The sequence below is a fragment of the Enterobacter sp. UPMP701 genome, from assembly GCF_053709515.1.
On the sequence record NZ_JBSKJN010000003.1, the window covers coordinates 536,108 to 558,924 of the forward strand.

The window sequence follows — 22,817 nt, forward strand, 5'->3', positions numbered from 1 at the left end:
GCGCAGAAATAAGCCGGGCAGGAGAAGACTCCGCCCGGCTTTTTTTATGCCTGAATGCCGGGTTGGGTCACGCGCAGCCCGCTGACCACGGCTGCAAGGGTGGCAAGCGCACCTGCGGTGAGAAGCGCAACATGGTTACCGTTTTGCCCGGCAAGGTTAAACATCAGGGCAACCAGCGCCGCACCGGTGCTTTGGCCCAGCAGACGCGCGGTCCCCAGCATGCCGCTGGCCCCGCCACTGCGGTTATGTGGTGCAGAGGTAATAATAGTGTGGTTGTTGGGCGACTGAAACAGACCAAACCCGGCTCCGCACAGGATCATGCGCCAGATGATGTCCAGATCGGTTGGTGAAGACGGAAGCAGAGCCAGCGCGAAAAGGCCTGTTGCCATCACCGCCAGCCCCACCGCGCCCAACAAACCGGCATGAACGCGTTCAATCAAATAACCTGCCAGCGGAGCCATCACCATCGTCGCCAGCGGCCAAGGGGTTAACAGCAGCCCTGTCTCCACTTCGGAACGTCCTATCACGCTTTGCAGGAAGAAGGGCAGAGAAACCAGGGCCAGCATCTGGGCGCAGAATGAGCAGACAGACGTGCAGATGGAGAGCGAAAAGAGGGGAATCCGCAGCAGATCGACCGGCAGTAAGGGCACCGGCAGGGCAAGCTGGCGGCGAACAAAGAAGAAGCCGATCACCAGCAGGGCGACAAGCTCCACGGCGGTAAGCATCAGGGATTGGCCCTGCGCAAAACCGCTGAGGGCGGTAATCAGCAGGCCAAAGGTGAGCGCATTCATCACTGCGCTTGCCACGTCAAAACGCGGCATCGTGCTTTTCGGTCCGTTAGCGGGGAGAAACCGCAGGGCAAAGAAGATGGCCACGATACCCAGCGGCACGTTTATGGCGAACAGCCACTGCCACGAGGCGACAGAAAGTATGGCCGCCGCAATCGTTGGCCCGGCGGCCGAAGAGACGGCGACAATAAACGAGTTTATCCCCATGCCGCGCCCCAGATGGCGGTGCGGGTAGATTAAGCGGATTAACGCCGTGTTGACGCTCATAAGCGCCGCGCCGCCAAAACCTTGCGCGATGCGCGCCAGCGTCAGCGTATGCAAAGAGTCCGAAAGGGCGCACAGCAGAGATGTAAGGGTAAACACGACCAGACCGCACTGATAGACCCGACGGTAGCCAAACATATCGCCCAGGAAAGAGAAGGAGAGCAGGGAAACCACAATCGCAATCTGATAGGCGTTAACAATCCATATCGAGCTGGCGGGTGAAGCATGCAGGTCGCTGGCGATGGTGGGAAGGGCAACGTTTGCAATGGCGCCATCAAGGACGGCCATGGAGATACCAATAATAATTGTGGCAATTGCGCCATACCGCTGGGGTAAAGGCAGGCCATCGGAAAGGTTTTTTTCCATCGGGGATAAATAGCTCGAAGTGAAATTATTCTCAGGGTAACTATTTTAGCACCGTTAACGCCGTTTTATGTCGCAGATTTGTAACGAAGTAAACGCGGATTGATTGCAGGTAACATGACGGGAATTTATAATAAAAACCGGTTCTGATTTTTATAAAACACTCTCTATGAGGTGGTAAATGGCAATTGCGGATTTGGATAAACAGCCAGATTCTGTTTCTTCCGTGCTGAAGGTGTTTGGCATATTACAGGCGCTCGGAGAAGAGCGTGAAATTGGTATCACAGAGTTGTCGCAGCGCGTGATGATGTCGAAAAGCACCGTTTATCGCTTTTTGCAAACCATGAAGTCGCTGGGCTATGTTGCGCAGGAAGGCGAATCTGAAAAATATTCTCTGACGCTAAAACTGTTCGAACTGGGTGCCAGGGCATTGCAAAACGTTGACCTGATCCGTAGCGCGGATATCCAGATGCGTGAGATCTCCCGCCTGACCAAAGAGACCATCCACCTGGGCGCACTGGATGAGGACAGCATTGTTTACATCCATAAAATTGACTCCATGTATAACCTGCGCATGTATTCGCGCATCGGTCGTCGCAACCCGCTTTACAGCACGGCTATTGGTAAGGTTCTGCTGGCGTGGCGCGATCGTGAAGAGGTGAAACAGATCCTCGATGGCGTGGAGTATAAACGCAGCACGGAACGTACTATTACTGACACCAATGAGCTGTTAACGGTGCTCGACAAGGTACGTGAACAAGGGTACGGCGAAGATAACGAAGAGCAGGAAGAAGGGCTGCGCTGCATCGGCGTTCCGGTGTTTGACCGCTTTGGCGTGGTGATCGCGGGTTTGAGCATCTCTTTCCCAACCCTGCGTTTCTCGGAAGAGCGCCTGCACGAATATGTGGCTATCCTGCATACTGCCGCGCGTAAGATTTCTGAGCAGATGGGTTATCACGACTATCCGTTTTAATCCCGGAAGCATAAAAAAAACGCCGCATTCGTTGCGGCGTTTTTTGTCGACGTTATCCCTGTAGATTAACCATTATCAATCACCACGGAGGTCTTACGCAGTACCGGGCAGTTGGTCAACCCTATGATCCCGCTATCCGAATGGAGATACTGCGCCGTGCTGACGCCTTGTGCGGTTAAATACTTACACTGAATGCCTAACCCGGCGGCGTTTTCAGTGCTTCCCACAAGCACGCCGTAGCCCGTTAACAGCAGCCCAATCCAGAGAATTGCCAGTACAATAATTGTTCGAATAATTACGCGCATCATGACCTCTTTATCATTGTTATCATAACGCTAGCGTAAACGGTTCACGTAATGAAACAAGTGCAGGATTCTGAAAAGGGCGCGATGGCGGTACAGTTAGTCCTTGTTTAAGATAACCGTGATAATCTGATTGCATCGGGTATGTAGACGGAGTGTGGAGTGAAAAAAATACGCTGGGTGATTCTGATTATCGTGCTGATAGCGTGTGTGGTGTTATGGACGCAGACTATCAACGTGATGTGCGATCAGGATGTACAGTTTTTTAGCGGCGTTTGCGCAATCAATAAGTTTATTCCGTGGTAACACGCATTTTTTCTTCAGATGATTTCCTTCCTTCGCGCCAGTGGTAAAATAGACGTTTTTATTGAGGTGGTGAAATGGGTGAGTTACTGAATTCAGGTCTGCTAAATGTGGCATCCCTGATGATCTCTTTGGTTGTTCTGCTGGTGGGCCTGGTCATTTGGTTTTTCGTAAACCGTGCCAGTTCACGTACGAACGAGCAGATCGAACTGCTGGAAGCGCTGCTTGAGCAGCAAAAGCGGCAGAATGCGCTGCTGCGTCGTCTGTGCGAAGCGAACGAGCCGGAAGAGAAAGAAGCGCCAAAAGAGGCTGTCGCGGAGGATAACAACGATCAAGACGATTTTATCCGCCTGGTGGCTGAGCGCTAATCGTATTGTCACTGGAGGGGAGGTGGTTGTGATCTTTCCCGGCACGCCTCTCCCTGTTCCGTCATACCTCCAGGGTTTTTGTCATCTCCAGATGATGCCCCCCAGCCGCCTTCTCAAACGCATCTGGATAAGATGTACCATGACGCACAGAATACTGTAGCAGCAGTTAATAATAGTTTCAGTATACTGAAAACAGGCGAATATTTATCCGTATAAACGAAGCGAGTAATTGTTGCATATATTTTGTATGTAAACGCGCAAGGGCTTGTTTTATTTTTATCGAAACGTTTTGCTTGCCTTATTTTGATGCAGAGTCATAAAAATTTCATTATTTTAGTGCATAACGCTGTTTATTCAGCGCTGCATTTTAATACATTCGGGCGATGCTAATAACGCTGAATTCGTTCTGAAACAATACAGTTCCGTTACAATGATTTAAGCATAAGTTTTCACAATTTGTTCTAACTCAATCAATACTGAAAATTTCTTTTCCCGCCTGCTGGACGCATTGTAATGATTGAGCTATGTTAAAAAAGTCTTAGATTACAGCGCTTGCGCGAGCAGCGTTGAGTCTGTGTAAGGGAGTAAAGCCGTCTGTATGCTGCGCGCATAATTGTGCAAATCCTTACAGACAGTGTTCGAATTTGTGCGGCGGATCGAGACATGTTTAAAAATGGCTTGCCATATTAAACATAGTGTGTGATAACACGTTTTGGGTCAAACGAGGTACAGTTCTGTTTATGTGTGGCATTTTCAGTAAAGAAGTCCTGAGTAAACACGTTGTCGTTGAATACCGCTTCTCTGCCGAACCTTATATTAGTGCCTCATGCAGTAATGTCTCAGTTTTATCTCAGTTAATGCCTGCGGGCTAAGAAAACACTCTAAGGAATTTTGCAAAATGGCAAAGATTAAAGGTCAAGTTAAGTGGTTCAACGAGTCTAAAGGTTTTGGTTTCATTACTCCTGCTGATGGCAGCAAAGACGTGTTCGTACACTTCTCTGCAATCCAGGGTAACGGCTTCAAAACTCTGGCTGAAGGCCAGAACGTTGAGTTCGAAATTCAGGACGGCCAGAAAGGCCCAGCTGCAGTTAACGTAACTGCTATCTGATCGAACCGCTGCTGACTGAAGCGCATAGCACTTCACACTCAGACATAAAGCCTCGCACAATGCGGGGCTTTTTTATTCCCTATCTTTCTAAATATTACTATCTCCGGTCTTGTTAGCAACTTGTTGCAAAGCTGCGAGGTTAGTAGCACAGTTTCGCCTCCCTCAGCGCATCTTTTCCCGTTAAATCAGGGCGTTGTTTAACTGTCCTGGGGTTCAGGTGAAGAAGAAATTGATAATGACCGCGGGTAATTTCACGCCGGCGCGTTTTGCACTGCTCTGTTTCGCTATTTTCTGCAGTCTGGCCTTTTTACTGGGTCGTGTTGCCTGGCTACAAATCATCAAACCCGACAATCTGGTGAAGCAGGAGGATATGCGCTCCCTCCGCCAGCTGGCGATTGATGCGCCACGCGGGATGATTATGGATCGTGAAGGCCGGCCGCTGGCGGTCAGCGTGCCCGTCCGGGCCGTATGGGCCGATCCAAAAACGGTGCTGGCAAAAGGAGGTGTTGGGTTTGATGAACGCTGGCAGGCGCTGGCGAGCGCGCTGCATCTCTCGTTGAGCACCCTTTCATCACGGATTAACGCTAACCCCCAGGGCCGCTTCATCTACCTGGCGCGTCAGGTCGATCCTGCGCAGGCAAAGTGGATTGATAAGCTCAATTTACCCGGTATTAATCTGCGCGATGAATCCCGCCGTTTTTACCCGGCTGGCCACGTGGCGGCGAACCTGATTGGCTTCACCAATATTGACGGGCAGGGTATTGAAGGGGTGGAGAAAAGCTTCAATACTCAGCTGACGGGCAAAGCGGGTGTCCGACAGGTCAGGGAGGATCGCTACGGACGCGTGGTTGAAAACCTGACTGAAGTGGCGCCTACGCCCGCGCATAACATTCAGTTGAGTATTGACGAGCGTCTGCAAACCATTACCGAGGACGCGCTCGATAATGCCGTGGCCTGGAACAAGGCCGAGTCAGGGGCATCGGTGCTCATTAATATCCCCACCGGGGAAATTCTCGCCATGGCGAGTTACCCCGATTTCAATCCTAATAACCGGGAAGGCGCGACGATAAATGATTTCCGCAACCGGGCGATCAGCGATACGTTCGAGCCCGGTTCGACCGTCAAACCGTTGGTGCTGATGACGGCTCTGCAGCAGGGGCTGGTACAGCCGGACAGCGTGATTGATACCCATCCGTATACCCTTGACGGGCATCGTATCCGCGACGTGGGTTATTACCCTGAACTGACCATGACCGGGATCCTGCAAAAATCGAGCGACACCGGTGTCTCCCGGCTCTCGCTGGCGATGCCTGTCCAGCATCTGATTGATACCTATCGAAACTTCGGGTTTGGCACAAATACGGGGCTGGGCTTGACGGGCGAGAGCGCAGGGTTGTTGCCACAGCGTAAATACTGGAGTCAGCTTGACCGCGCAACCTTTGCTTTTGGCTACGGCCTGATGGTCACACCGCTCCAGCTGGCCCACGTTTACGCGACGATTGGCGGCTTCGGGCTTGAGCGTCCCCTCTCGATCACCCGCATCGATCCGCCCGTTATCGGGCACCGCGTTATGCCGGAGGAGATCGCGCATGAAGTGGAGCACATGATGGAGAGCGTCGCGCTTCCCGGTGGAGGCGGCGTTAAGGCTGCCGTGCGCGACTATCGCGTGGCGGTGAAGACCGGGACGGCGAAGAAAATTGATGATAGCGGCAAATATGTCGATAAATACGTCGCCTACACTGCGGGCGTTGCACCTGCCAGCGATCCGCGTTTCGCGCTGGTGGTGGTGATCAACGATCCTCAAAACGGGGCCTACTATGGTGGGGCTGTTTCAGCGCCGGTCTTCAGCGAAATCATGGGCAACGTGCTGCGCCTGGAGAATATTAAACCCGATGGCCTGCCGGCCGGTTCTGACCACCTTATCGTCATGCGGTGATCGAGTCGTTTTATAGCGGGGCGAATAGCGGTACACTTCGCCCTTTGGTTTATGTCCCGGAGTTGCCATGTCCTTCAGTTGTCCCCTTTGCCACGCGCCCCTGACGCGCTCAGATAAAAGTTATGCCTGTCCACAGGGACATCAGTTTGATATGGCGAAAGAAGGGTACGTGAATCTTCTTCCGGTGCAGCACAAGCGCTCCCGCGATCCGGGCGACAGCGCAGAGATGATGCAGGCGCGTCGTGCGTTTCTTGATGCCGGGCACTATCTGCCGCTGCGGGAGACGGTTGCGCAGATACTTGATGAGAGGGTATCTGACCCGGCGTCCGCAATGCTTGATATTGGCTGTGGGGAAGGGTACTACACCGCGCGGTTTGCGGAGGTGATGCGCCAGAAGGGGGCCGGGACTTTTGGCCTCGACGTGTCAAAAGTGGCGATTCGCGCGGCGGCCAAACGTTACGCTGACGTGACGTTCTGCGTGGCTTCCAGCCACCGGCTGCCGTTTGAGAATGCCAGCATGGACGCCGTTATCCGCATCTATGCGCCGTGTAAAGCAGAAGAGCTGGCACGCGTGGTGAAGCCCGGAGGCTGGGTGATAACCGTCACGCCGGGCCCGCGTCACCTGATGGAGCTGAAAGGGCTCATTTACGATGAGGTGCGTCTGCATGCCCCACACTCTGAACAGCTGACGGGCTTTACTCTGAAGCAGGAGCATTCAGTGGCGTATGAAATGAATCTGAACGGGGAAGAAGCCGTAGCCCTGCTGCAGATGACGCCGTTCGCGTGGCGAGCAAAGCCGGAAGTATGGGAATCGTTAGCGGGGCGGGAGACGTTTGGCTGCCAGACCGATTTCAGTATCCACGTCTGGCAGCGCGACGCTTAAGGCGCGAAATGTGCCCAGAGGATCTGGGCGCCGATGCCGATCAGCACGATACCGCCTAAGATCTCGGCGCGTTTTCCCAACAGCGGGCCGATAAACCGCCCGACCATCATTCCCAGCGTAGACATAATCAGCGTTGCACAGCCAATGGCCAGCGCGGTGGCGATAATGTTCACCTGCAGAAACGCCAGACCTACCCCGACGGCCATCGCGTCCAGACTGGTGGCAATGGCCGTGGTGACCAGCAGCCAGAAACCGTGGCGATGCAGCGGCTCTTCATCTTCATCGCTGTTACCGCGAAAACCTTCAATGACCATTCGGCCACCGAGAAACACCAGCAGGACGAACGCAATCCAGTGATTCCACTCGAGTACGAACTGGCTGGCAAGCATGCCCAGGCCCCAGCCGATAAGCGGCGTCAGCGTTTCGATGGCACCAAAGATCAGACCGGTGCGCACTGCTTCTGAGAATTTAGGTTTGTGGAGCGTGGCACCTTTGCCAATGGAGGCCGCAAAAGCGTCCATGGACATGCCAAAAGCGAGAAGGATCGTAGCGGAGATATTCATAACAGCGTCCAGACCGGGGATATCCATATGACACATCACTGCCCCCAGTAAACAGCAGTTGATGTATCTATGGTCTCGCCTGATCCCTCTGGCACAGTAAATGTGCTGAAAGCGATCCGTACGCGCCACGTTTTTCAACGAGTATGTTGACACGTACATTTCCTGCGTGCAGGAAATCGGCTACTCCCCAACGACGGGCGCAACCTTAACATATTTTGAGAATATAAAACAACATCGAAAAAGGCTTAATTTAGCTGATTTCCTGATAACGATTTTCATTTAGATTTATGCGTGAAAATAACGTTAATTAATATAAGTTGATAAGAAAGAGAGATATAGCAAGGGCTATATTGCGTGCAATGAAATATCGCAATATATAGCCATTGCTATAATTATAACTTATTGAGTTTTAAGGAGTAGATTGTAGATTTTTTCGAGGTCATCAATATTCTTGACCCGAATGAGCAGTCGGCGCTGTTCTAATTGCATCACTAACACGCCATCTTCGGATAAATTCATCTCTTTAATGCGGTTATATTCTATCCAGACATTGGCGAAGAAGAATCCATGTTTTTTAAAAATGAGTTTTGGCGAGCGGATCCAGAACAGGTAAATCGCCATTAATGCCAGCGCACATAATAACCATGTGGTTAATATTGCACCGTGGCTGGTCACGTTATTGTAAATCAGGATGACCACCAGACCGGCGAAGATAAACGCATCAATGCGTCCACGGCGTAAGAGGGGGAGGGTCAGCAGCGTCTCGCCGTGGCGGCGAGGCATAATGAACTCGTCATAGATAGCGTAAGCCAGCAGGGCAACAATAAACAGCACCAGTACGATGTCCGTAACAGTCATTCATCCTCCAGATAAAAAAACCGGGAGCAACGCCCCCGGTCGATAACGCAATGTCTTACAGGCCCAGCAGACCGACAGCGTAGCCCGCGATACCGATGACGAAGAAGCCAACGATGATCCAAAGCGGGTTCACTTTCTTACGCAGCAGCCACATACAGGCGAAGGTCAACAGCAGCGGGACCAGGCCCGGCATCAGCTGGTCCAGAATCGTCTGCACGGTGGTGACGCGCGTCTGACCATCCTGCCCGGTGATGGTTGAAACCACCAGCGGGATGTTCACGTGTGTCCACTTGTTAACCAGTGCCCCCATTACAAACAGGCCGAGAATTGACGCCCCCTCGGTCAGTTTCTGCAGGAAGCCGCCGCCCATATCCTTAACGATATCCACGCCTTTACGGTAGCCGTAGGCTACGCCGTAGTAACGGGTCAGCAGACGCACCGCGTTGAACAGGATGAAGAACAGCAGGGGACCGAGCAGGCTGCCGCTCATCGCAATACCTGCGCCCAGTGCCGCGAAGACCGGACGAACCGTACCCCAGAAGATCGGGTCGCCCACGCCTGCCAGCGGACCCATCAGACCGACTTTGATACCGTTGATAGCACCATCGTCAATCTCCGCACCGTTCGCACGCTGCTCTTCCATCGCCAGCGTGACGCCCAGAACCGGCGCCGCGACGTAAGGATGGGTGTTGAAGAACTCCAGGTGACGCTTAATCGCCTGACGGCGTGCTTCATTGTTCTCCGGATACAGACGTTTTATCGCCGGCACCATAGAGAAGCAGAAGCCCAGCGCCTGCATACGTTCGAAGTTCCATGAACCCTGAAACAGGTTAGAACGGATGAACACGCCACGAATATCACCCGGAGTGAGTTTTTTCTCGGTGGTAGTTTTTGTCATATCAACCATTTCGCTCACCTGTTAGTCCAGTTCGTTATCGAGATCGTTGTTACCAGCAGCCTGCGCTGGGGCACCCGCAACGCGGTTGTATTTCGGGCTGAGCTGGATATAAAGAATCGCCATTACCGCACCAATCACGCCCAGAGCAACCAGGTTGAAGTTGGTGAAGGCTGCAGTGACGAAGCCGAGATAGAAGAACGGCATCAGGTAGCCCGCGCGCATCATGTTGATGACCATTGCGTAACCCACGACGACGATCATACCGCCCGCGATGTTCAGACCGCTGGTGACTACCTCAGGGATCGCGTTCAGCATGCCCTGAACTTCGCTGGTACCGACAGAAATCGCCACGATTACCGCCGGGATCGCGATACGCATCGCCTGCAGGAACAGGGACGACACGTGGATCCAGGAGAGCGCCGTGAGGTTGCCGTTTTCGGCCGCCTTATCCGCCGCGTGCTGGAAGGCCACGGTGATGGTACGCACGATAATGGTCAACACCTGGCCTGCTGCGGCCAGTGGAATGGCCAGCGCGATACCTGCGCCAATACTCTGGTGACCGGCAATAACCAGAACGGTCGAAATGATTGAGGCCAGTGCGGCATCTGGCGCAACGGCTGCACCGATGTTCATCCAGCCCAGGGCGATCATCTCAAGGGTACCCCCGATGATGATACCGGTTTTCATATCACCCAGAACGGCACCAATCAACGTACAGGCCACCAGAGGGCGGTGGAACTGAAATTCATCAAGTACGGATTCCATACCCGCAATACACGCGACGATGAACACCAGCACAATCTGAAGAGTGGTAATCTCCATTGTACTTCTCCTATGACATAAGCTTTATGTGAAAAACTGGCGCGGGCTTATTTCCCAACTTTACCGATCAAATCCATCATTTTCAGTTTCTGGTCTGTGGAAACCTTACGGGCTTCCAGTTCAATACCGCGGGCATTCAGCTTGTTGAATGCTTCGATATCTTTCGCATCGACTGAAATCGCGTTGTTGACCTGCGTTTTGCCCTGACGGAAAGCCATCCCACCGATGTTAACCGAGGTGATTTTCACGCCGCCTTCAACAATACGCTCGACGTCTGTTGGGTTAGTAAACAGGAGCATCACGCGCTCACCCGCATATTTCGGGTTGTTATAAACGCGGATCATCTTGGCGACATCCACAACGTGCGCGGTTACGCCTGGCGGTGCAACCTGAGTCAGAAGGGTTTTACGGACAGTGTCGGCGGCCACTTCGTCACTGACCACGATGATACGTTGTACGTTGGTCTCTTTGGTCCAGCGCGTCGCAACCTGTCCGTGGATCAGACGGTCATCGATACGCGCCAGGCCGATTACCATGTAATCGTTCGGCCCCATTGGTTTCGCCGGTGCCGCCGCTTTTGGCGCTGCCGCAACAGGCGCTGGCTTCTCAACCGGCTGCGCTTTCAGTGCTTTCACACCTTCGCGACCGGTTTCAACAGCCAGTGCTACCAGCTCATCGAAGCTCGGGTTATCGTCGCGCGCCATAAAGGTTTCCACCAGCATAGGGATATTGACCCCGGCGACGACTTCATAATGCTCTTTATCGACGACAATACGGCTGGCAGCATTGAACGGACTGCCGCCCCATGTATCAACGAGAAACAGCACGCCTTTGCTGGTATCCAGCTTCGCGAGTTGAGCGTTGTACTTCTCAATCAGCGTTTCGGCGTTTTCACCGGGAACGAAATCGATCCAGCCGACGTTTTCCTGCTCGCCCAACAGCATCTCTGCCGTTTTGAGTAGCTGCTCAGCAGCCCAACCATGTGTGCCTATGACAATAGCAATGGTCACTTGCTACCTCCTTTTATTATCATTAATACGCCTGCCGGGCAGACGTACTGAGAATCGTATTGGCGAACCGAATCGATTCAGATAAGGGTTAGAGTTCAAAAAAATAAGACTTCCGCGAATTATTTTAGACAGTGAAAAAATAATTTATGTGATGAAGATCCGTAATTTAGCTTTCCCGATCGAGAAAATTCTCAACACAAATTTAGTCTTATTGCGTTTTTGCAAAAGAACGTAAATCTTTGCGTAAAAGCTATTGTCTCTGATATGTTTAGCCTCCGTTTACTTGTTCAGGAGTATAGGGCTACAGCCCACTATATGGACCGTCACCGACGTCAGTCATCTAACAGGCCATTCTGCGCCTTTTTCACCGGCGAACCACGCCACGTATCGACTCTTTATGCCTCTTATTTGCCCACGTTGAGTGGGGCACCGTTTTGTCATTCCTTTAGCAGGAGCTTGTCATGGAATTCTTAATGGACCCGTCAATCTGGGTGGGATTGCTCACGCTGGTGGTATTGGAGATCGTTCTCGGCATTGATAACCTGGTGTTTATCGCCATCCTTGCCGATAAGCTGCCGCCAAAACAGCGTGATAAAGCGCGTCTGATTGGTCTGTCGCTGGCGTTGATCATGCGACTGGGCTTGCTGTCTGTGATCTCATGGATGGTCACGCTGACCAAACCGCTCTTCTCCGTCATGGACTACACCTTCTCCGGCCGTGATTTGATCATGCTGATCGGGGGAATATTCCTGCTGTTCAAAGCGACAACAGAGCTGCATGAACGGCTGGAGAACCGGCAGCATGATGATGGTCACGGTAAGGGCTACGCCAGCTTCTGGGTCGTGGTATTGCAAATTGTGGTGCTGGATGCCGTCTTCTCGCTGGATGCGGTGATTACCGCGGTCGGTATGGTGAACCACCTGCCGGTGATGATGGCGGCTGTCGTCATTGCGATGGCGGTGATGCTGTTGGCCTCAAAACCGCTGACGCGCTTCGTCAACCAACATCCGACGGTGGTCGTGCTCTGTCTGAGCTTCCTGCTGATGATTGGTCTGAGCCTGGTGGCGGAAGGCTTCGGCTTCCATATTCCGAAAGGTTACCTGTACGCCGCGATTGGCTTCTCGATCGTTATCGAGCTGTTTAACCAGATTGCGCGCCGTAACTTCATTAAGCAGCAGTCAAATCTGCCGCTGCGCGCCCGTACGGCGGATGCCATTCTGCGTCTGATGGGTGGACGCCGCCAGGTGAACGTCCAGTCAGATACTGAAAACCGTAACCCGGTGCCGGTCCCGGAAGGGGCGTTTGTGGAAGAAGAGCGCTACATGATTAACGGTGTGCTCTCCCTGGCCTCCCGTTCGCTGCGTGGGATCATGACGCCGCGCGGGGAAATCAGCTGGGTCGATGCGAATCTGAGCGTTGACGAAATTCGTCAACAGCTGCTTTCTTCACCGCACAGTCTGTTCCCGGTATGCCGTGGCGAACTGGATGAGATCATCGGCGTGGTTCGGGCGAAAGAGATGCTGGTGGCCCTGGAAGAGGGCGTTAATGTCGAGGCTATCGCCGCCACGTCACCGGCGATTGTGGTGCCGGAAACGTTAGATCCGATCAACCTGCTGGGCGTCTTGCGCCGCGCGCGCGGGAGCTTTGTTATCGTTACCAACGAGTTTGGGGTGGTACAGGGGCTGGTGACGCCGCTGGACGTGCTGGAAGCGATTGCCGGTGAATTCCCGGATGAGGACGAAACGCCTGAGATTGTGGCCGACGGCGAAGGCTGGCTGGTTAAAGGTGCGACCGACCTGCACGCGCTCTCACATACGCTGGGACTGGAAAACGTAATTAACGACGAAGAAGATATCGCGACCGTAGCGGGTCTGGTTATCGCCGTTAACGGTCAGATCCCGCGCGTGGGGGATGTGATCGATCTCCCGCCGCTGCACATCACCATCGTTGAAGCTAACGATTACCGCGTTGATCTGGTCCGCATTGTTAAAGAACAGTCTGTCCACGACGAAGATGAATAAGTCTGCTTAACGCAGCGGCATTAAGGGCACGATGTGCCCGTTATGACGTGCTGGCGGGGGAGTACTCTCCGCCAGCCATTGTGGAAAATCCCTCAGCGGCATCGGTCGCGCATAGAAAAATCCCTGCAGAACCGGCACGCCGTGACGGCGTAAATATCGTGCCTGCTCCTCCGTCTCGACCCCTTCCGCCACCAGTTCGATATTCAGCCGCTGACCCAAAGCTATAATGATATCCGTCACCGTTGAGTTCACGGCGTCGGTGCCAATTGCGGTGGTAAATGACCGATCGATTTTTAGTACGTCCGGATGGAGCTTTTCAAGCCAGGAGAGCGAGCTGTTCCCGGTGCCAAAATCGTCAATGGCGAGCTTCACCCCTTTGCGATGCAGTTCGCGCACGATGCGATAGTCCACATCCAGCAGCGCGTCCCGCTCCGTTAATTCAATCACCAGCTGCTGACGCGGGTTTGCGCTAAACCAGTAGCGGTTGAGATCCTGTAATAAGACCGCGCGCCGGAAATGGCTGGCGGCGATATTAATGCCGATGTGAAAACCGGCGCTGGAGGGAAAATAGCCTATCTGGCGTACCGTTTCGGAGATGACATACCGGGTAAGGGGAACAATCAGGTTATGTTCTTCGGCCAGAGGGATAAACACGTCCGGAGAGATCCATCCCTGGCGCGGGTTATTCCAGCGCAGCAGAATTTCGACCCCGATGCACGCCTGAGTACGGGCATTCACCAGCGGCTGACAGAAAAGCTCAAATTCCCGTGCCGCAATGCCCATATCGATTTCCCAGGTGAAGCTCATGCGGTTCGCGGTGGCCAGCCAGGCGAGATAGCCCAGCAGCAGGCTCAGCATCAGCCCCAGCGGCAGCTGCGTCGGCAGACTCTTTAAGGCGACGTCGCCGGGACCTGGCCCGCTGACCGTGATGGAGAAGGGATGGCGGGTTGATGACTGCCGGACGAGCGAGCCATCTTCAGCAAAAGTCAGGCTGTCGGTGACGCGTTGACCGTAGCGCAGAAAGCGATCGCCCACGGACAGCGCCACGTCATGAATAAGCGGACGCTCGGGCTCCAGTATCATTCTGGTAATCAAATCAATATTAACGATCTCGATCACGCCATCTGCACCGCTCGGGGAGGCAGGGTTCCACTGGACCAGAATTGGGCTCCCCTTCACCAGCCACCGATCGGTCGATAAAATCAGCTTCGGCGTGCTGGCGGGTAATTCCTGAAGGAGATCATGAACACGAACATTACGGCTGCCAAAAATACTGGAACAATACAGGACACCGTCTTTAACCAGGGCAACAGAGCGTACCGTCTGCAAAACGGCGGCCTGCTTTCGCAGGGTCAGATGCGCCTGAGAACAGGGCTGTCCAACCAGTTGCTGCAACGCGTTGCGGTTTTTTTCTAAAGAGAGCAGCAGGTTATCGAGAGAGCGAACGGCATGGCTGGTGAAGTCGAGAACCCGCTGCTGGTTGACATTGCGCTGCGAAACAAAGCGAGCGCCTAACGTCAGGATGAGCGTGAGGAGCGCAACCGTCACGCAGACGATAACGCGTTTTCGGCGATATTTTTTAATGATCGCTTGTGCAGTTTGCATGAACGGTCGCCTGCTAAGCCACCAGCCCCAAAAGCCGGACGCAACAGTGAAAGTGTAGTGGGGAAAGCAGAAGGAGACGAGAAAGAAGAGGGAAATTCGCCCATCCGTTGCAGATGGGCGAAAGAGAGTATTAGTCGCACTGCACCTTAATGGCCAGACCGCCGCGCGAGGTTTCACGGTACTTCGCGTTCATGTCTTTGCCGGTCTCATACATGGTTTCGATAACCTTATCCAGCGACACGCGAGGTTCGCTGGTACGGCGCATCGCCATGCGCGAGGCGTTGATCGCTTTGACGGAGGCAATCGCGTTACGCTCAATGCACGGCACCTGAACCTGACCGGCAACCGGGTCACAGGTCAGACCGAGGTTATGCTCCATACCGATTTCCGCCGCCACGCAGACCTGCTCAGGGCTTGCGCCCAGCAGTTCCGCCAGGCCGGCCGCCGCCATGGAGCAGGCCACGCCCACTTCACCCTGGCAGCCCACTTCAGCACCGGAGATGGACGCGTTCATCTTGTACAGCGCACCGATGGCACCTGCCGCGAGGAAATAACGGATATAGATGTCCGGCGTCACAGGCTCAATAAAGTGATCGTAGTAGGCCAGCACCGCCGGAACGATGCCGCAGGCGCCGTTAGTTGGTGCCGTCACAACGCGACCACCCGCAGCGTTCTCTTCGTTAACCGCGAGGGCAAACATGTTGACCCAGTCAACCACGTTCATCGGGTCGTTGGAGAACTTGTCGGTGGTCACCAGCATACGGCGCAGGGCAGAGGCACGACGCGGTACGCGGAGCGGACCAGGCAGAACGCCTTCGGTGTTCATCCCGCGGTCAATACAGGCGCGCATGGTTTGCCACACGTTAGCAAAATAGTCTTCGATCTCTTTCTTGCTGTGCAGCGCCAGTTCGTTCTGCATCACCATGCCGGACAGCGACAGACCGGTCTCTTTGCAGTAGCCCAGCATCTCGGTAGCCGATTTGAACGGATAGGGCACATTGACGTCGCCCGCGCTCTCTTTACCAAAATGCTCTTCATCAACGATGAAGCCACCGCCGATGGAGTAGTAGGTTTTGCTGTAGATCTCTTTTTCACCGCTCCAGGCGTGAATGGTCATGCCGTTTTCATGCAGCGGCAGGTTGTCGCTGCGAAAACGCATCCCGTCATCCTGCGGGAAATCTACTTCCTGCTGGCCGTTAGCCAGCAGCAGGCGTCCGCGCGTTTCCACGTCGCGGATAAATGCCGGAATGGCATCAATATCCACAGTGTCCGGCATGTTGCCTGCCAGACCCATAATAATGGCGATATCGGTGTGGTGGCCTTTACCCGTTAATGACAGCGAGCCGTAGACGTCCACGGCAATGCGGGTAACGCTTTCCAGTAATCCTTTTTCGACCAGATCATCGACGAACTGTTTACCGGCCTTCATCGGCCCTACAGTGTGGGAAGAAGATGGACCAATCCCCACTTTGAACATGTCGAATATACTAATCACTTTCACACTCCTGACAGGGTTACCGGGGTTCCAGTAACGATGTTATAACTGCGCATAGTGTAAGAGGGAACACCGACCTCGGCTTAACTATTCACATGAATTAAACTAATGGTTAACGATGGGTTTTGCTAATAGCGCGACGCGGATCGCAAACCTGCAAAAAAGGACGGAATGTAAAGTATAGTCAAGGTTTCAGGCCGATTTGCAGCGCCAGTTCACGAATGATGCCCGCCGTCATGCCCCAGACAAAATAATGCTGATACCAGGAGAGCCAGACGCGATGATCGTGCCCCCGGCGATGGATATCCAGCGGATGATAGCGGCTTAGCCGGAGCGCCTCTTCGAGCGGCATCTCAAACACCGCTGAGACTTCATCGACGCTGGCGTGATACTGAAGATCGGGCGGAATAATACCGACCACGGGCGTGACCTGAAAACCGGTTACGCTGTCGACGGGCGGCAGCACGCCGATGACTTCCACCGCATCAGGCGGGATCGCCACCTCTTCCTGTGCTTCCCGCAGCGCGGCGGCAATCAGCGACGCATCGGTGCTGTCCACCGCGCCCCCGGGAAAGGCAACCTGACCGGCGTGTTTGCGCATATGCGGCGAGCGCTGAGTAAGCAGCAGGCCCGGCTGATCCCGGCGCACTACCGGGATCAGCACCGCCGCCTGACGCTGATTCAGCGTGGCGCGGTTGACCTGCGGCCGTAGCAGCTGAAAGCGCGACAGAAAATCATCCAGCGTCAGGTTCTCTTTCTCCACCGTTAGTTCTCCAGTTGTTTCAGGATGCGGTTCACCTTATCAAAGGTTTCCTGATATTCCGCCTCGACCTGGCTGTCCGCCACAATGCCGCCGCCCGCGGAGCAGTACAGGTTTCCATTGCAGGCCGTCAGCGTGCGAATGGTGATGCTGGTATCCATGGTGCCGCACAGGCTGATATAGCCGATGCTGCCGCACCAGGCGTTGCGGCGGTGCGGTTCCAGCTCGTCGATGATTTCCATAGCGCGAATTTTTGGCGCGCCGGTGATGGAGCCGCCCGGAAACGCGGCGCGCAGCAGATCGCAGGCGGTGCGTGAGGCGGGCAAACGTGCGGTGATGGTGCTGACAAGGTGGTGCACTGCCGGGAACGGTTCGACGACGAACAGTTCCGGCACGCGCACGCTGCCGGGTTCGGCGACGCGGCCAATATCGTTACGCATCAGGTCGACGATCATCAGATTTTCGGCGCGATCTTTCGGTGAGGCGGCGAGTTTCTCCGCCTGCTGGCGATCGGCGTCCGGCTCGGCAAGGCGCGGCAGCGTGCCTTTAATCGGGCGGGTCTGAATCGTACCTTCCGCCAGATGGATAAAACGCTCCGGCGACAGGCTGAGGACAGCCCCGTGGTCCAGACGTACGAATGCGCTGAACGGTGCCTTATTGCTGGCATTAAGGCGGGTAAACGCCTGCCACTCGTCCCCCTGATAAGCTGCCTGGAAACGCTGGGCAAGGTTAACCTGATAGCAGTCGCCGCTTTGCAGATACGCCTGAACGCGCGCGAATTTTTCGGCGTATTCCATCGCACGCATATTCGAGCGCCAGCCGGAGGTGAGGGTAAACGTCTCAGTTGGGGCAGGCTGTTGCGCCTCAAGCCAGGCCAGACGTGCCTGCACGTCATCATGGCTCAGCAGGGAGACCGTTTTTTTCTGGTGGTCCACAATCAATGCCCAGTCATACAGACCCACCGCCATATCCGGCAGGGAAATATCTGCCTGCGCATGCTCAGGAAGCGTCTCGAACCGGCGACCCAAATCGTAGCCAAACAGGCCCAGCGCGCCGCCCTGGAAAGGCAGGTCCGGGTTAGGGGTTGCGGATAAGCTCAGCGCGTTGATTTCCTGCTGCAGTTGCATCAGCGGATCGTCCGTTAACGCCAGGTCATCGGTTGTCAGCGTTTTAACCGGATCGGCCACCAGAATATCAAAGCGGCTGTAGGGGTGATCCGCATGGCCGGAATGCAGCAGCATCGCAAAGGGAAGATGGCTCAGGCGGGCAAACCAGAACTCAGCGGCGTCAGCGCGCCAGGGTAAGGTAATAACAGTGGGGAAGCGCATGTTCATGTATGGCATACTACCGGGCAGCGTGAAATAATTAGCGCGAATAATTTAGCAGGAGTTGACGATGTTTGCAGGTTTACCTTCTCTCAGCCATGACCAACAGCAGAAAGCCGTTGAACGTATCCAGGAGCTGATGTCCCAGGGGATGAGCAGCGGACAGGCGATTTCTCAGGTGGCGGAGGAATTGCGCGCCACCCATACCGGCGAGCGGATCGTGGCGCGTTTTGAGGATGAAGATGAAGAGTAACGGGCTTACACTGCCGCGATAATCTTGATCTCGACCTTATATTCCGGTTTCATCAGCGTGGCCTGTACGGTGCAGCGTACAGGCGCGTGACCCGCCACCACCCACGCATCCCAGGCTTTGTTCATCGCCGCGAAATCATCTTTGTTTGCCAGAAAAATGGTCGCATCCAGGATGCGGGATTTATCGCTGCCCTGTTTTTCCAGCACGTCATCAATTTGCGCCAGGGTATTCGCCGTCTGTTCGAACGCATCCGCATCCAGATTTGACGGTACACCGGTGTAGTACAGCGTCTGGTTATGGATCACCACATCAGACCAGCGGGCTTCGGCATCAATGCGCACAATTGTCATAAACGTATCCTCGTTATATTTCGTCGTCAGGCGGCAAGACTGCCATATTGTTCCGCCGTCGTCACTATTTGGGGTGGCACAGGAGAGGATGGGCTGACATAATCCCTGTGCAAAAATACAGTGAGAGAACACCGTGGCAGACGATTTTTCCCCTGAAGGTCAGTTAGCACAGGCTATTCCCGGTTTTAAACCGCGCGAACCCCAACGTCAGATGGCGCATGCTGTCGCGCACGCTATCGACAAGGCGCAACCGCTGGTGGTGGAGGCCGGAACCGGAACGGGGAAAACCTACGCTTACCTTGCGCCCGCGCTGAGGGCGAAAAAGAAGGTTATTATCTCCACGGGGTCAAAGGCGCTTCAGGACCAGCTCTACAGCCGGGACTTGCCGACGGTGGCGAAAGCGTTGAAATACAAAGGACGCCTGGCGTTGCTGAAAGGGCGTTCTAACTACCTTTGCCTGGAGCGACTCGAACAGCAGGCGCTGGCGGGCGGCGACCTGCCGGTACAAACCCTGAGCGACGTCATCATTCTTCGCGCCTGGGCCAACCAGACGGAAGAGGGGGACATCAGCACCTGCGCGAGCGTGCCGGAAGACTCCCCGGCCTGGCCGCTGGTGACCAGCACCAATGACAACTGCCTCGGCAGCGACTGTCCGTTGTATAAAGATTGTTTTGTGGTGAAAGCGCGTAAAACCGCGATGGACGCAGACGTGGTGGTGGTGAACCACCATCTGTTCCTCGCGGACATGGTGGTTAAGGACAGCGGTTTTGGCGAGTTGATCCCCGAAGCGGAGGTGATGATCTTCGATGAAGCCCATCAGCTTCCGGATATCGCCAGCCAGTATTTCGGCCAGTCGCTCTCCAGCCGTCAGCTTCAGGATCTGGCGAAAGATTTCACTATTGCCTACCGTACTGAACTCAAAGATACCCAACAGCTGCAGAAATGCGCTGACCGGCTGGCGCAAAGCGCGCAGGATTTCCGCTTACAGCTCGGCGAGCCGGGCTATCGCGGCAACCTGCGTGAACTGCTGGCGGACAAAAATATCCAGCGCGCGCTGCTGCTGCTCGACGATGCGCTTGAGCTCTGTTACGACGTGGCGAAGCTGTCCCTCGGACGTTCCGCTCTGCTGGATGCCGCCTTCGAGCGCGCCACGCTCTATCGCGGGCGTCTGAAACGGCTAAAAGAGATCAATCAGCCGGGGTACAGCTACTGGTATGAATGTACCTCGCGCCACTTCACTCTGGCGCTCACGCCGCTGACGGTGGCCGATAAATTCAAAGAAGTCATGGCGCAGAAGCCCGGGAGCTGGATTTTCACCTCGGCAACCCTGTCGGTGAATGACAATCTGCATCACTTTACCGAGCGCCTCGGCATTGAGCAGGCGGAATCACTGCTCCTGCCGAGCCCGTTTGATTACGAAAAGCAGGCGCTGCTCTGCGTGCCGCGTAATCTACCGCTGCCAAATCAGCCGGGCGCGGCACGGCATCTCGCCGCGATGTTAAAGCCGATGATTGAGGCCAACAACGGCCGCTGCTTTATGCTTTGCACCTCACACGCCATGATGCGCGATCTGGCCGAGCAGTTCCGCGCCACCATGACCCTGCCGGTGCTGCTGCAGGGTGAAACCAGCAAAGGGCAGTTGCTCCAGCAGTTTGTCAGCGCCGGTAATGCCCTGCTGGTGGCGACCAGCAGCTTCTGGGAAGGGGTTGACGTGCGCGGCGATACGCTCTCGCTGGTCATCATCGACAAGCTGCCGTTTACCTCCCCGGACGACCCGCTGCTCAAGGCGCGGATGGAGGACTGCCGTCTGCGCGGAGGCGATCCGTTTGACGAGGTTCAACTGCCGGACGCGGTGATTACGCTTAAGCAAGGGGTAGGGCGCCTGATCCGTGACGTCACCGATCGCGGCGTGCTGGTGATCTGCGATAACCGGCTGGTCATGCGCCCTTACGGTGCGACCTTCCTGGCCAGCCTGCCGCCTGCGCCTCGCACGCGGGACATTAAACGCGCGGTGCGTTTCCTGGCGAACCCAACGGCGGAGTAATTTGCCCCGGAGTGTGCTAAGATGCGCGCCATTTTGTGACTGACCCTTGCGAGAGCGCGACGACTGATGCGAATTCTGGCTATTGATACCGCGACAGAGGCTTGCTCTGTTGCTTTGTTAAACGACGGTGCTGTTTCTGCTCATTTCGAAGAGTGCCCACGGGAACACACCCAGCGTATTCTGCCCCTGGTGAAAGCCATTTTAGCTCAGGGCAACACCTCCTTGACCGACCTCGACGCGCTGGCCTTTGGCCGCGGCCCCGGGAGCTTTACGGGCGTACGTATCGGGATTGGCATTGCGCAGGGGCTGGCGCTGGGCGCTGACCTGCCGATGATTGGCGTCTCGACGCTTGCCACGATGGCCCAGGGAGCCTGGCGTATGACCGGTGCCACCCGCGTGCTGGCCGCCATTGATGCCCGCATGGGGGAAGTGTACTGGGCGGAATATACCCGTGACGAAAACGGCGTCTGGCACGGTGAAGAGACGGAAGCGGTGCTTAAGCCTGAAGCCGTTACTGAACGCCTGAAGCAGCTGTCCGGCGAGTGGGCGACGGTCGGCACGGGCTGGGCGGCGTGGCCAGAGATGGCGAGCGGCACCGGCGTGACGCTGGTGGACGGCAACATGCTCCTGCCTGCGGCGGAAGATATGCTCCCGATTGCCCGCCAGCTGCTTGCAGCAGGAAAAACCGTTGCCGTAGAACAGGCGGAGCCGGTTTATTTGCGAAACACCGTCGCGTGGAAGAAACTTCCGGGCCGCGAGTGAATCTCAGTAACAGGAACTGAGAAAAAGGAGTCGCATCATGGCGGTTCAGACTAAAGTAGTACGCCTTTTTATGGCAGGCGCGGTGGCCATAGCACTGAGCGGTTGCGTAACCGTACCTGATGCGATTAAGGGCAGCAGCCCGACGCCACAGCAGGATCTGGTTCGGGTAATGAATGCGCCTGAGCTTTACGTCGGCCAGGAAGCGCGCTTCGGTGGGAAAGTGATCGAAGTGCAAAACCAGCAGGGGAAAACCCGTCTGGAAATCGCCACCGTTCCGCTCGACAGCGGTGCGCGGCCCGTACTCGGTGAAGCCTCTCGCGGGCGTATCTATGCCGACGTGAATGGCTTCCTCGACCCGGTGGATTTTCGCGGGCAGTTGGTCACCGTCGTCGGGCCGATTACCGGTTCGGTGCAGGGCAAAATCGGCAACACGCCGTACAAATTTATGACCATGCAGGTGAACGGCTATAAGCGCTGGCGTATCGCCCAGCAGGTCGTTATGCCGCCTCAGCCAATCGACCCGTGGATGTGGGGTCCGCATCCTTACCGTTATGGTTACCCGGGATGGGGCTGGTATAACCCGGGTCCTGCACAGGTTCAAACGATTGTAACTGAGTAACTTACTGTTATTAATAGGAAAGAGACAGCGGCTTAGCCGCTGTCTCTGTTTTTTTACGGATAATACGAAAAAAAAGAGTGACGCGCTTCGCAACCTTAAATGTGAACAATTAATAAACTGGTACGCTGAGTTAATATAATGTTA

24 protein-coding genes and 1 pseudogene are annotated in these 22,817 nt (G+C 55.0%); 13 read left to right on the plus strand and 12 right to left on the minus strand.

The window, feature by feature from the left end; translation table 11 throughout:
• Positions 1-44: 44 nt before the first annotated feature.
• The gene (locus tag ACWKXT_RS11370) at positions 45-1,418 is read right to left on the minus strand and encodes an MFS transporter (RefSeq protein WP_454532475.1); all 1,374 of its coding nucleotides are present in this window, start codon (positions 1,416-1,418) and stop codon (positions 45-47) included.
• A gap of 178 nt (positions 1,419-1,596) precedes the next feature.
• Between ACWKXT_RS11370 and kdgR the strand changes: the two genes are divergently transcribed.
• The gene (kdgR, locus tag ACWKXT_RS11375) at positions 1,597-2,388 is read left to right on the plus strand and encodes a DNA-binding transcriptional regulator KdgR (RefSeq protein WP_454527751.1); all 792 of its coding nucleotides are present in this window, start codon (positions 1,597-1,599) and stop codon (positions 2,386-2,388) included.
• Positions 2,389-2,453: 65 nt separating this feature from the next.
• On the opposite strand, the gene ACWKXT_RS11380 is transcribed toward kdgR, so the two are convergent.
• A complete protein-coding gene (locus ACWKXT_RS11380; protein ID WP_454527915.1) occupies positions 2,454-2,693 on the minus strand; it encodes a YobH family protein in 240 nt (79 codons plus the stop codon).
• Positions 2,694-2,852: 159 nt separating this feature from the next.
• Here ACWKXT_RS11380 and mgrB point away from each other — a divergent pair, with 159 nt between their 5' ends.
• The 6 genes and pseudogenes from mgrB to rlmA all read left to right on the plus strand — a co-directional run bounded on the left by mgrB (position 2,853) and on the right by rlmA (position 7,288).
• Entirely contained in the window at positions 2,853-2,996 is a 144-nt protein-coding gene (gene mgrB / locus ACWKXT_RS11385; protein ID WP_006175995.1) for a PhoP/PhoQ regulator MgrB, read from the plus strand.
• A 74-nt stretch (positions 2,997-3,070) separates the two neighbouring features.
• On the plus strand, positions 3,071-3,361 hold the full coding sequence (locus tag ACWKXT_RS11390; RefSeq protein ID WP_454527750.1) for a YebO family protein: 291 nt from the start codon (positions 3,071-3,073) through the stop codon (positions 3,359-3,361).
• A 740-nt stretch (positions 3,362-4,101) separates the two neighbouring features.
• A pseudogene (locus tag ACWKXT_RS11395) lies at positions 4,102-4,246 on the plus strand (DUF2627 domain-containing protein).
• A gap of 13 nt (positions 4,247-4,259) precedes the next feature.
• On the plus strand, positions 4,260-4,469 hold the full coding sequence (gene cspE, locus ACWKXT_RS11400) for a transcription antiterminator/RNA stability regulator CspE (protein ID WP_001062678.1): 210 nt from the start codon (positions 4,260-4,262) through the stop codon (positions 4,467-4,469).
• 235 nt (positions 4,470-4,704) lie between these two features.
• Entirely contained in the window at positions 4,705-6,405 is a 1,701-nt protein-coding gene (gene ftsI / locus ACWKXT_RS11405) for a peptidoglycan glycosyltransferase FtsI (RefSeq protein ID WP_139784194.1), read from the plus strand.
• Positions 6,406-6,472: 67 nt separating this feature from the next.
• Complete coding sequence (rlmA, locus tag ACWKXT_RS11410) at positions 6,473-7,288, plus strand: 23S rRNA (guanine(745)-N(1))-methyltransferase (RefSeq protein WP_454532476.1); 816 nt, start codon at positions 6,473-6,475, stop codon at positions 7,286-7,288.
• Here rlmA and mntP read toward each other — a convergent pair.
• From mntP to manX, 5 genes are all read right to left on the minus strand, one after another.
• Complete coding sequence (gene mntP / locus ACWKXT_RS11415; protein ID WP_454527748.1) at positions 7,285-7,851, minus strand: manganese efflux pump MntP; 567 nt, start codon at positions 7,849-7,851, stop codon at positions 7,285-7,287. The genes rlmA and mntP overlap by 4 nt on opposite strands.
• A gap of 399 nt (positions 7,852-8,250) precedes the next feature.
• Positions 8,251-8,709 (minus strand): DUF986 family protein, encoded by a 459-nt coding sequence (locus ACWKXT_RS11420; RefSeq protein WP_454532477.1) that lies wholly within the window; start codon positions 8,707-8,709, stop codon positions 8,251-8,253.
• Positions 8,710-8,764: 55 nt separating this feature from the next.
• Entirely contained in the window at positions 8,765-9,616 is an 852-nt protein-coding gene (locus ACWKXT_RS11425) for a PTS mannose transporter subunit IID (RefSeq protein WP_006810994.1), read from the minus strand.
• A 12-nt stretch (positions 9,617-9,628) separates the two neighbouring features.
• Positions 9,629-10,429: a PTS mannose transporter subunit IIC gene (gene manY, locus ACWKXT_RS11430; protein ID WP_003859914.1), complete on the minus strand. Its 801-nt coding sequence runs from the start codon at positions 10,427-10,429 to the stop codon at positions 9,629-9,631.
• Positions 10,430-10,476: 47 nt separating this feature from the next.
• The gene (manX, locus tag ACWKXT_RS11435) at positions 10,477-11,439 is read right to left on the minus strand and encodes a PTS mannose transporter subunit IIAB (protein ID WP_080329438.1); all 963 of its coding nucleotides are present in this window, start codon (positions 11,437-11,439) and stop codon (positions 10,477-10,479) included.
• Between the two features lie 315 nt (positions 11,440-11,754).
• On the opposite strand from manX, the gene ACWKXT_RS11440 reads away from it, so the two are divergent.
• Positions 11,755-11,913, plus strand: coding sequence for a protein YoaL (locus tag ACWKXT_RS11440; RefSeq protein ID WP_454532478.1), 159 nt, complete (start codon positions 11,755-11,757; stop codon positions 11,911-11,913).
• The gene (gene yoaE / locus ACWKXT_RS11445; RefSeq protein WP_454532479.1) at positions 11,901-13,460 is read left to right on the plus strand and encodes a CNNM family cation transport protein YoaE; all 1,560 of its coding nucleotides are present in this window, start codon (positions 11,901-11,903) and stop codon (positions 13,458-13,460) included. The genes ACWKXT_RS11440 and yoaE overlap by 13 nt, the downstream gene beginning before the upstream one ends.
• 6 nt (positions 13,461-13,466) lie before the next feature.
• On the opposite strand, the gene ACWKXT_RS11450 is transcribed toward yoaE, so the two are convergent.
• From ACWKXT_RS11450 to pabB, 4 genes are all read right to left on the minus strand, one after another.
• Positions 13,467-15,065: an EAL domain-containing protein gene (locus tag ACWKXT_RS11450; protein WP_454532480.1), complete on the minus strand. Its 1,599-nt coding sequence runs from the start codon at positions 15,063-15,065 to the stop codon at positions 13,467-13,469.
• 130 nt (positions 15,066-15,195) lie between these two features.
• Positions 15,196-16,560: an L-serine ammonia-lyase gene (gene sdaA, locus ACWKXT_RS11455; protein WP_196348130.1), complete on the minus strand. Its 1,365-nt coding sequence runs from the start codon at positions 16,558-16,560 to the stop codon at positions 15,196-15,198.
• A gap of 184 nt (positions 16,561-16,744) precedes the next feature.
• Positions 16,745-17,323, minus strand: a complete 579-nt coding sequence (locus tag ACWKXT_RS11460; protein ID WP_454527744.1) for a CoA pyrophosphatase — start codon at positions 17,321-17,323, stop codon at positions 16,745-16,747.
• 2 nt (positions 17,324-17,325) lie between these two features.
• Entirely contained in the window at positions 17,326-18,654 is a 1,329-nt protein-coding gene (pabB, locus tag ACWKXT_RS11465; protein ID WP_454532493.1) for an aminodeoxychorismate synthase component 1, read from the minus strand.
• Positions 18,655-18,715: 61 nt separating this feature from the next.
• On the opposite strand from pabB, the gene ACWKXT_RS11470 reads away from it, so the two are divergent.
• A complete protein-coding gene (locus ACWKXT_RS11470; protein ID WP_003859925.1) occupies positions 18,716-18,898 on the plus strand; it encodes a YoaH family protein in 183 nt (60 codons plus the stop codon).
• 5 nt (positions 18,899-18,903) lie between these two features.
• Here the strand turns inward: ACWKXT_RS11470 and ACWKXT_RS11475 are convergent, their stop codons facing one another.
• Positions 18,904-19,248, minus strand: coding sequence for a RidA family protein (locus tag ACWKXT_RS11475; RefSeq protein ID WP_454527743.1), 345 nt, complete (start codon positions 19,246-19,248; stop codon positions 18,904-18,906).
• A 133-nt stretch (positions 19,249-19,381) separates the two neighbouring features.
• Between ACWKXT_RS11475 and ACWKXT_RS11480 the strand changes: the two genes are divergently transcribed.
• The 3 genes from ACWKXT_RS11480 to ACWKXT_RS11490 all read left to right on the plus strand — a co-directional run bounded on the left by ACWKXT_RS11480 (position 19,382) and on the right by ACWKXT_RS11490 (position 22,673).
• Positions 19,382-21,292: an ATP-dependent DNA helicase gene (locus tag ACWKXT_RS11480; RefSeq protein ID WP_454532481.1), complete on the plus strand. Its 1,911-nt coding sequence runs from the start codon at positions 19,382-19,384 to the stop codon at positions 21,290-21,292.
• 66 nt (positions 21,293-21,358) lie between these two features.
• Positions 21,359-22,054, plus strand: coding sequence for a tRNA (adenosine(37)-N6)-threonylcarbamoyltransferase complex dimerization subunit type 1 TsaB (gene tsaB, locus ACWKXT_RS11485; protein ID WP_454532482.1), 696 nt, complete (start codon positions 21,359-21,361; stop codon positions 22,052-22,054).
• 37 nt (positions 22,055-22,091) lie between these two features.
• Positions 22,092-22,673: a Slp family lipoprotein gene (locus ACWKXT_RS11490; RefSeq protein WP_454527740.1), complete on the plus strand. Its 582-nt coding sequence runs from the start codon at positions 22,092-22,094 to the stop codon at positions 22,671-22,673.
• Positions 22,674-22,817: the final 144 nt, after the last annotated feature.

Bases quoted from the DNA above. Each gene is read 5' to 3' on its own strand.
- ACWKXT_RS11370 (WP_454532475.1), bottom strand. From the start codon at position 1,418: ATGGAAAAAAACCTTTCCGATGGCCTGCCTTTACCCCAGCGGTATGGC.
- kdgR (WP_454527751.1), top strand. From the start codon at position 1,597: ATGGCAATTGCGGATTTGGATAAACAGCCAGATTCTGTTTCTTCCGTG.
- ACWKXT_RS11380 (WP_454527915.1), bottom strand. From the start codon at position 2,693: ATGCGCGTAATTATTCGAACAATTATTGTACTGGCAATTCTCTGGATT.
- ACWKXT_RS11390 (WP_454527750.1), top strand. From the start codon at position 3,071: ATGGGTGAGTTACTGAATTCAGGTCTGCTAAATGTGGCATCCCTGATG.
- cspE (WP_001062678.1), top strand. From the start codon at position 4,260: ATGGCAAAGATTAAAGGTCAAGTTAAGTGGTTCAACGAGTCTAAAGGT.
- ftsI (WP_139784194.1), top strand. From the start codon at position 4,705: ATGACCGCGGGTAATTTCACGCCGGCGCGTTTTGCACTGCTCTGTTTC.
- rlmA (WP_454532476.1), top strand. From the start codon at position 6,473: ATGTCCTTCAGTTGTCCCCTTTGCCACGCGCCCCTGACGCGCTCAGAT.
- mntP (WP_454527748.1), bottom strand. From the start codon at position 7,851: ATGAATATCTCCGCTACGATCCTTCTCGCTTTTGGCATGTCCATGGAC.
- ACWKXT_RS11420 (WP_454532477.1), bottom strand. From the start codon at position 8,709: ATGACTGTTACGGACATCGTACTGGTGCTGTTTATTGTTGCCCTGCTG.
- ACWKXT_RS11425 (WP_006810994.1), bottom strand. From the start codon at position 9,616: ATGGTTGATATGACAAAAACTACCACCGAGAAAAAACTCACTCCGGGT.
- manY (WP_003859914.1), bottom strand. From the start codon at position 10,429: ATGGAGATTACCACTCTTCAGATTGTGCTGGTGTTCATCGTCGCGTGT.
- ACWKXT_RS11440 (WP_454532478.1), top strand. From the start codon at position 11,755: ATGGACCGTCACCGACGTCAGTCATCTAACAGGCCATTCTGCGCCTTT.
- yoaE (WP_454532479.1), top strand. From the start codon at position 11,901: ATGGAATTCTTAATGGACCCGTCAATCTGGGTGGGATTGCTCACGCTG.
- ACWKXT_RS11450 (WP_454532480.1), bottom strand. From the start codon at position 15,065: ATGCAAACTGCACAAGCGATCATTAAAAAATATCGCCGAAAACGCGTT.
- pabB (WP_454532493.1), bottom strand. From the start codon at position 18,654: ATGAACATGCGCTTCCCCACTGTTATTACCTTACCCTGGCGCGCTGAC.
- ACWKXT_RS11470 (WP_003859925.1), top strand. From the start codon at position 18,716: ATGTTTGCAGGTTTACCTTCTCTCAGCCATGACCAACAGCAGAAAGCC.
- ACWKXT_RS11475 (WP_454527743.1), bottom strand. From the start codon at position 19,248: ATGACAATTGTGCGCATTGATGCCGAAGCCCGCTGGTCTGATGTGGTG.
- tsaB (WP_454532482.1), top strand. From the start codon at position 21,359: ATGCGAATTCTGGCTATTGATACCGCGACAGAGGCTTGCTCTGTTGCT.
- ACWKXT_RS11490 (WP_454527740.1), top strand. From the start codon at position 22,092: ATGGCGGTTCAGACTAAAGTAGTACGCCTTTTTATGGCAGGCGCGGTG.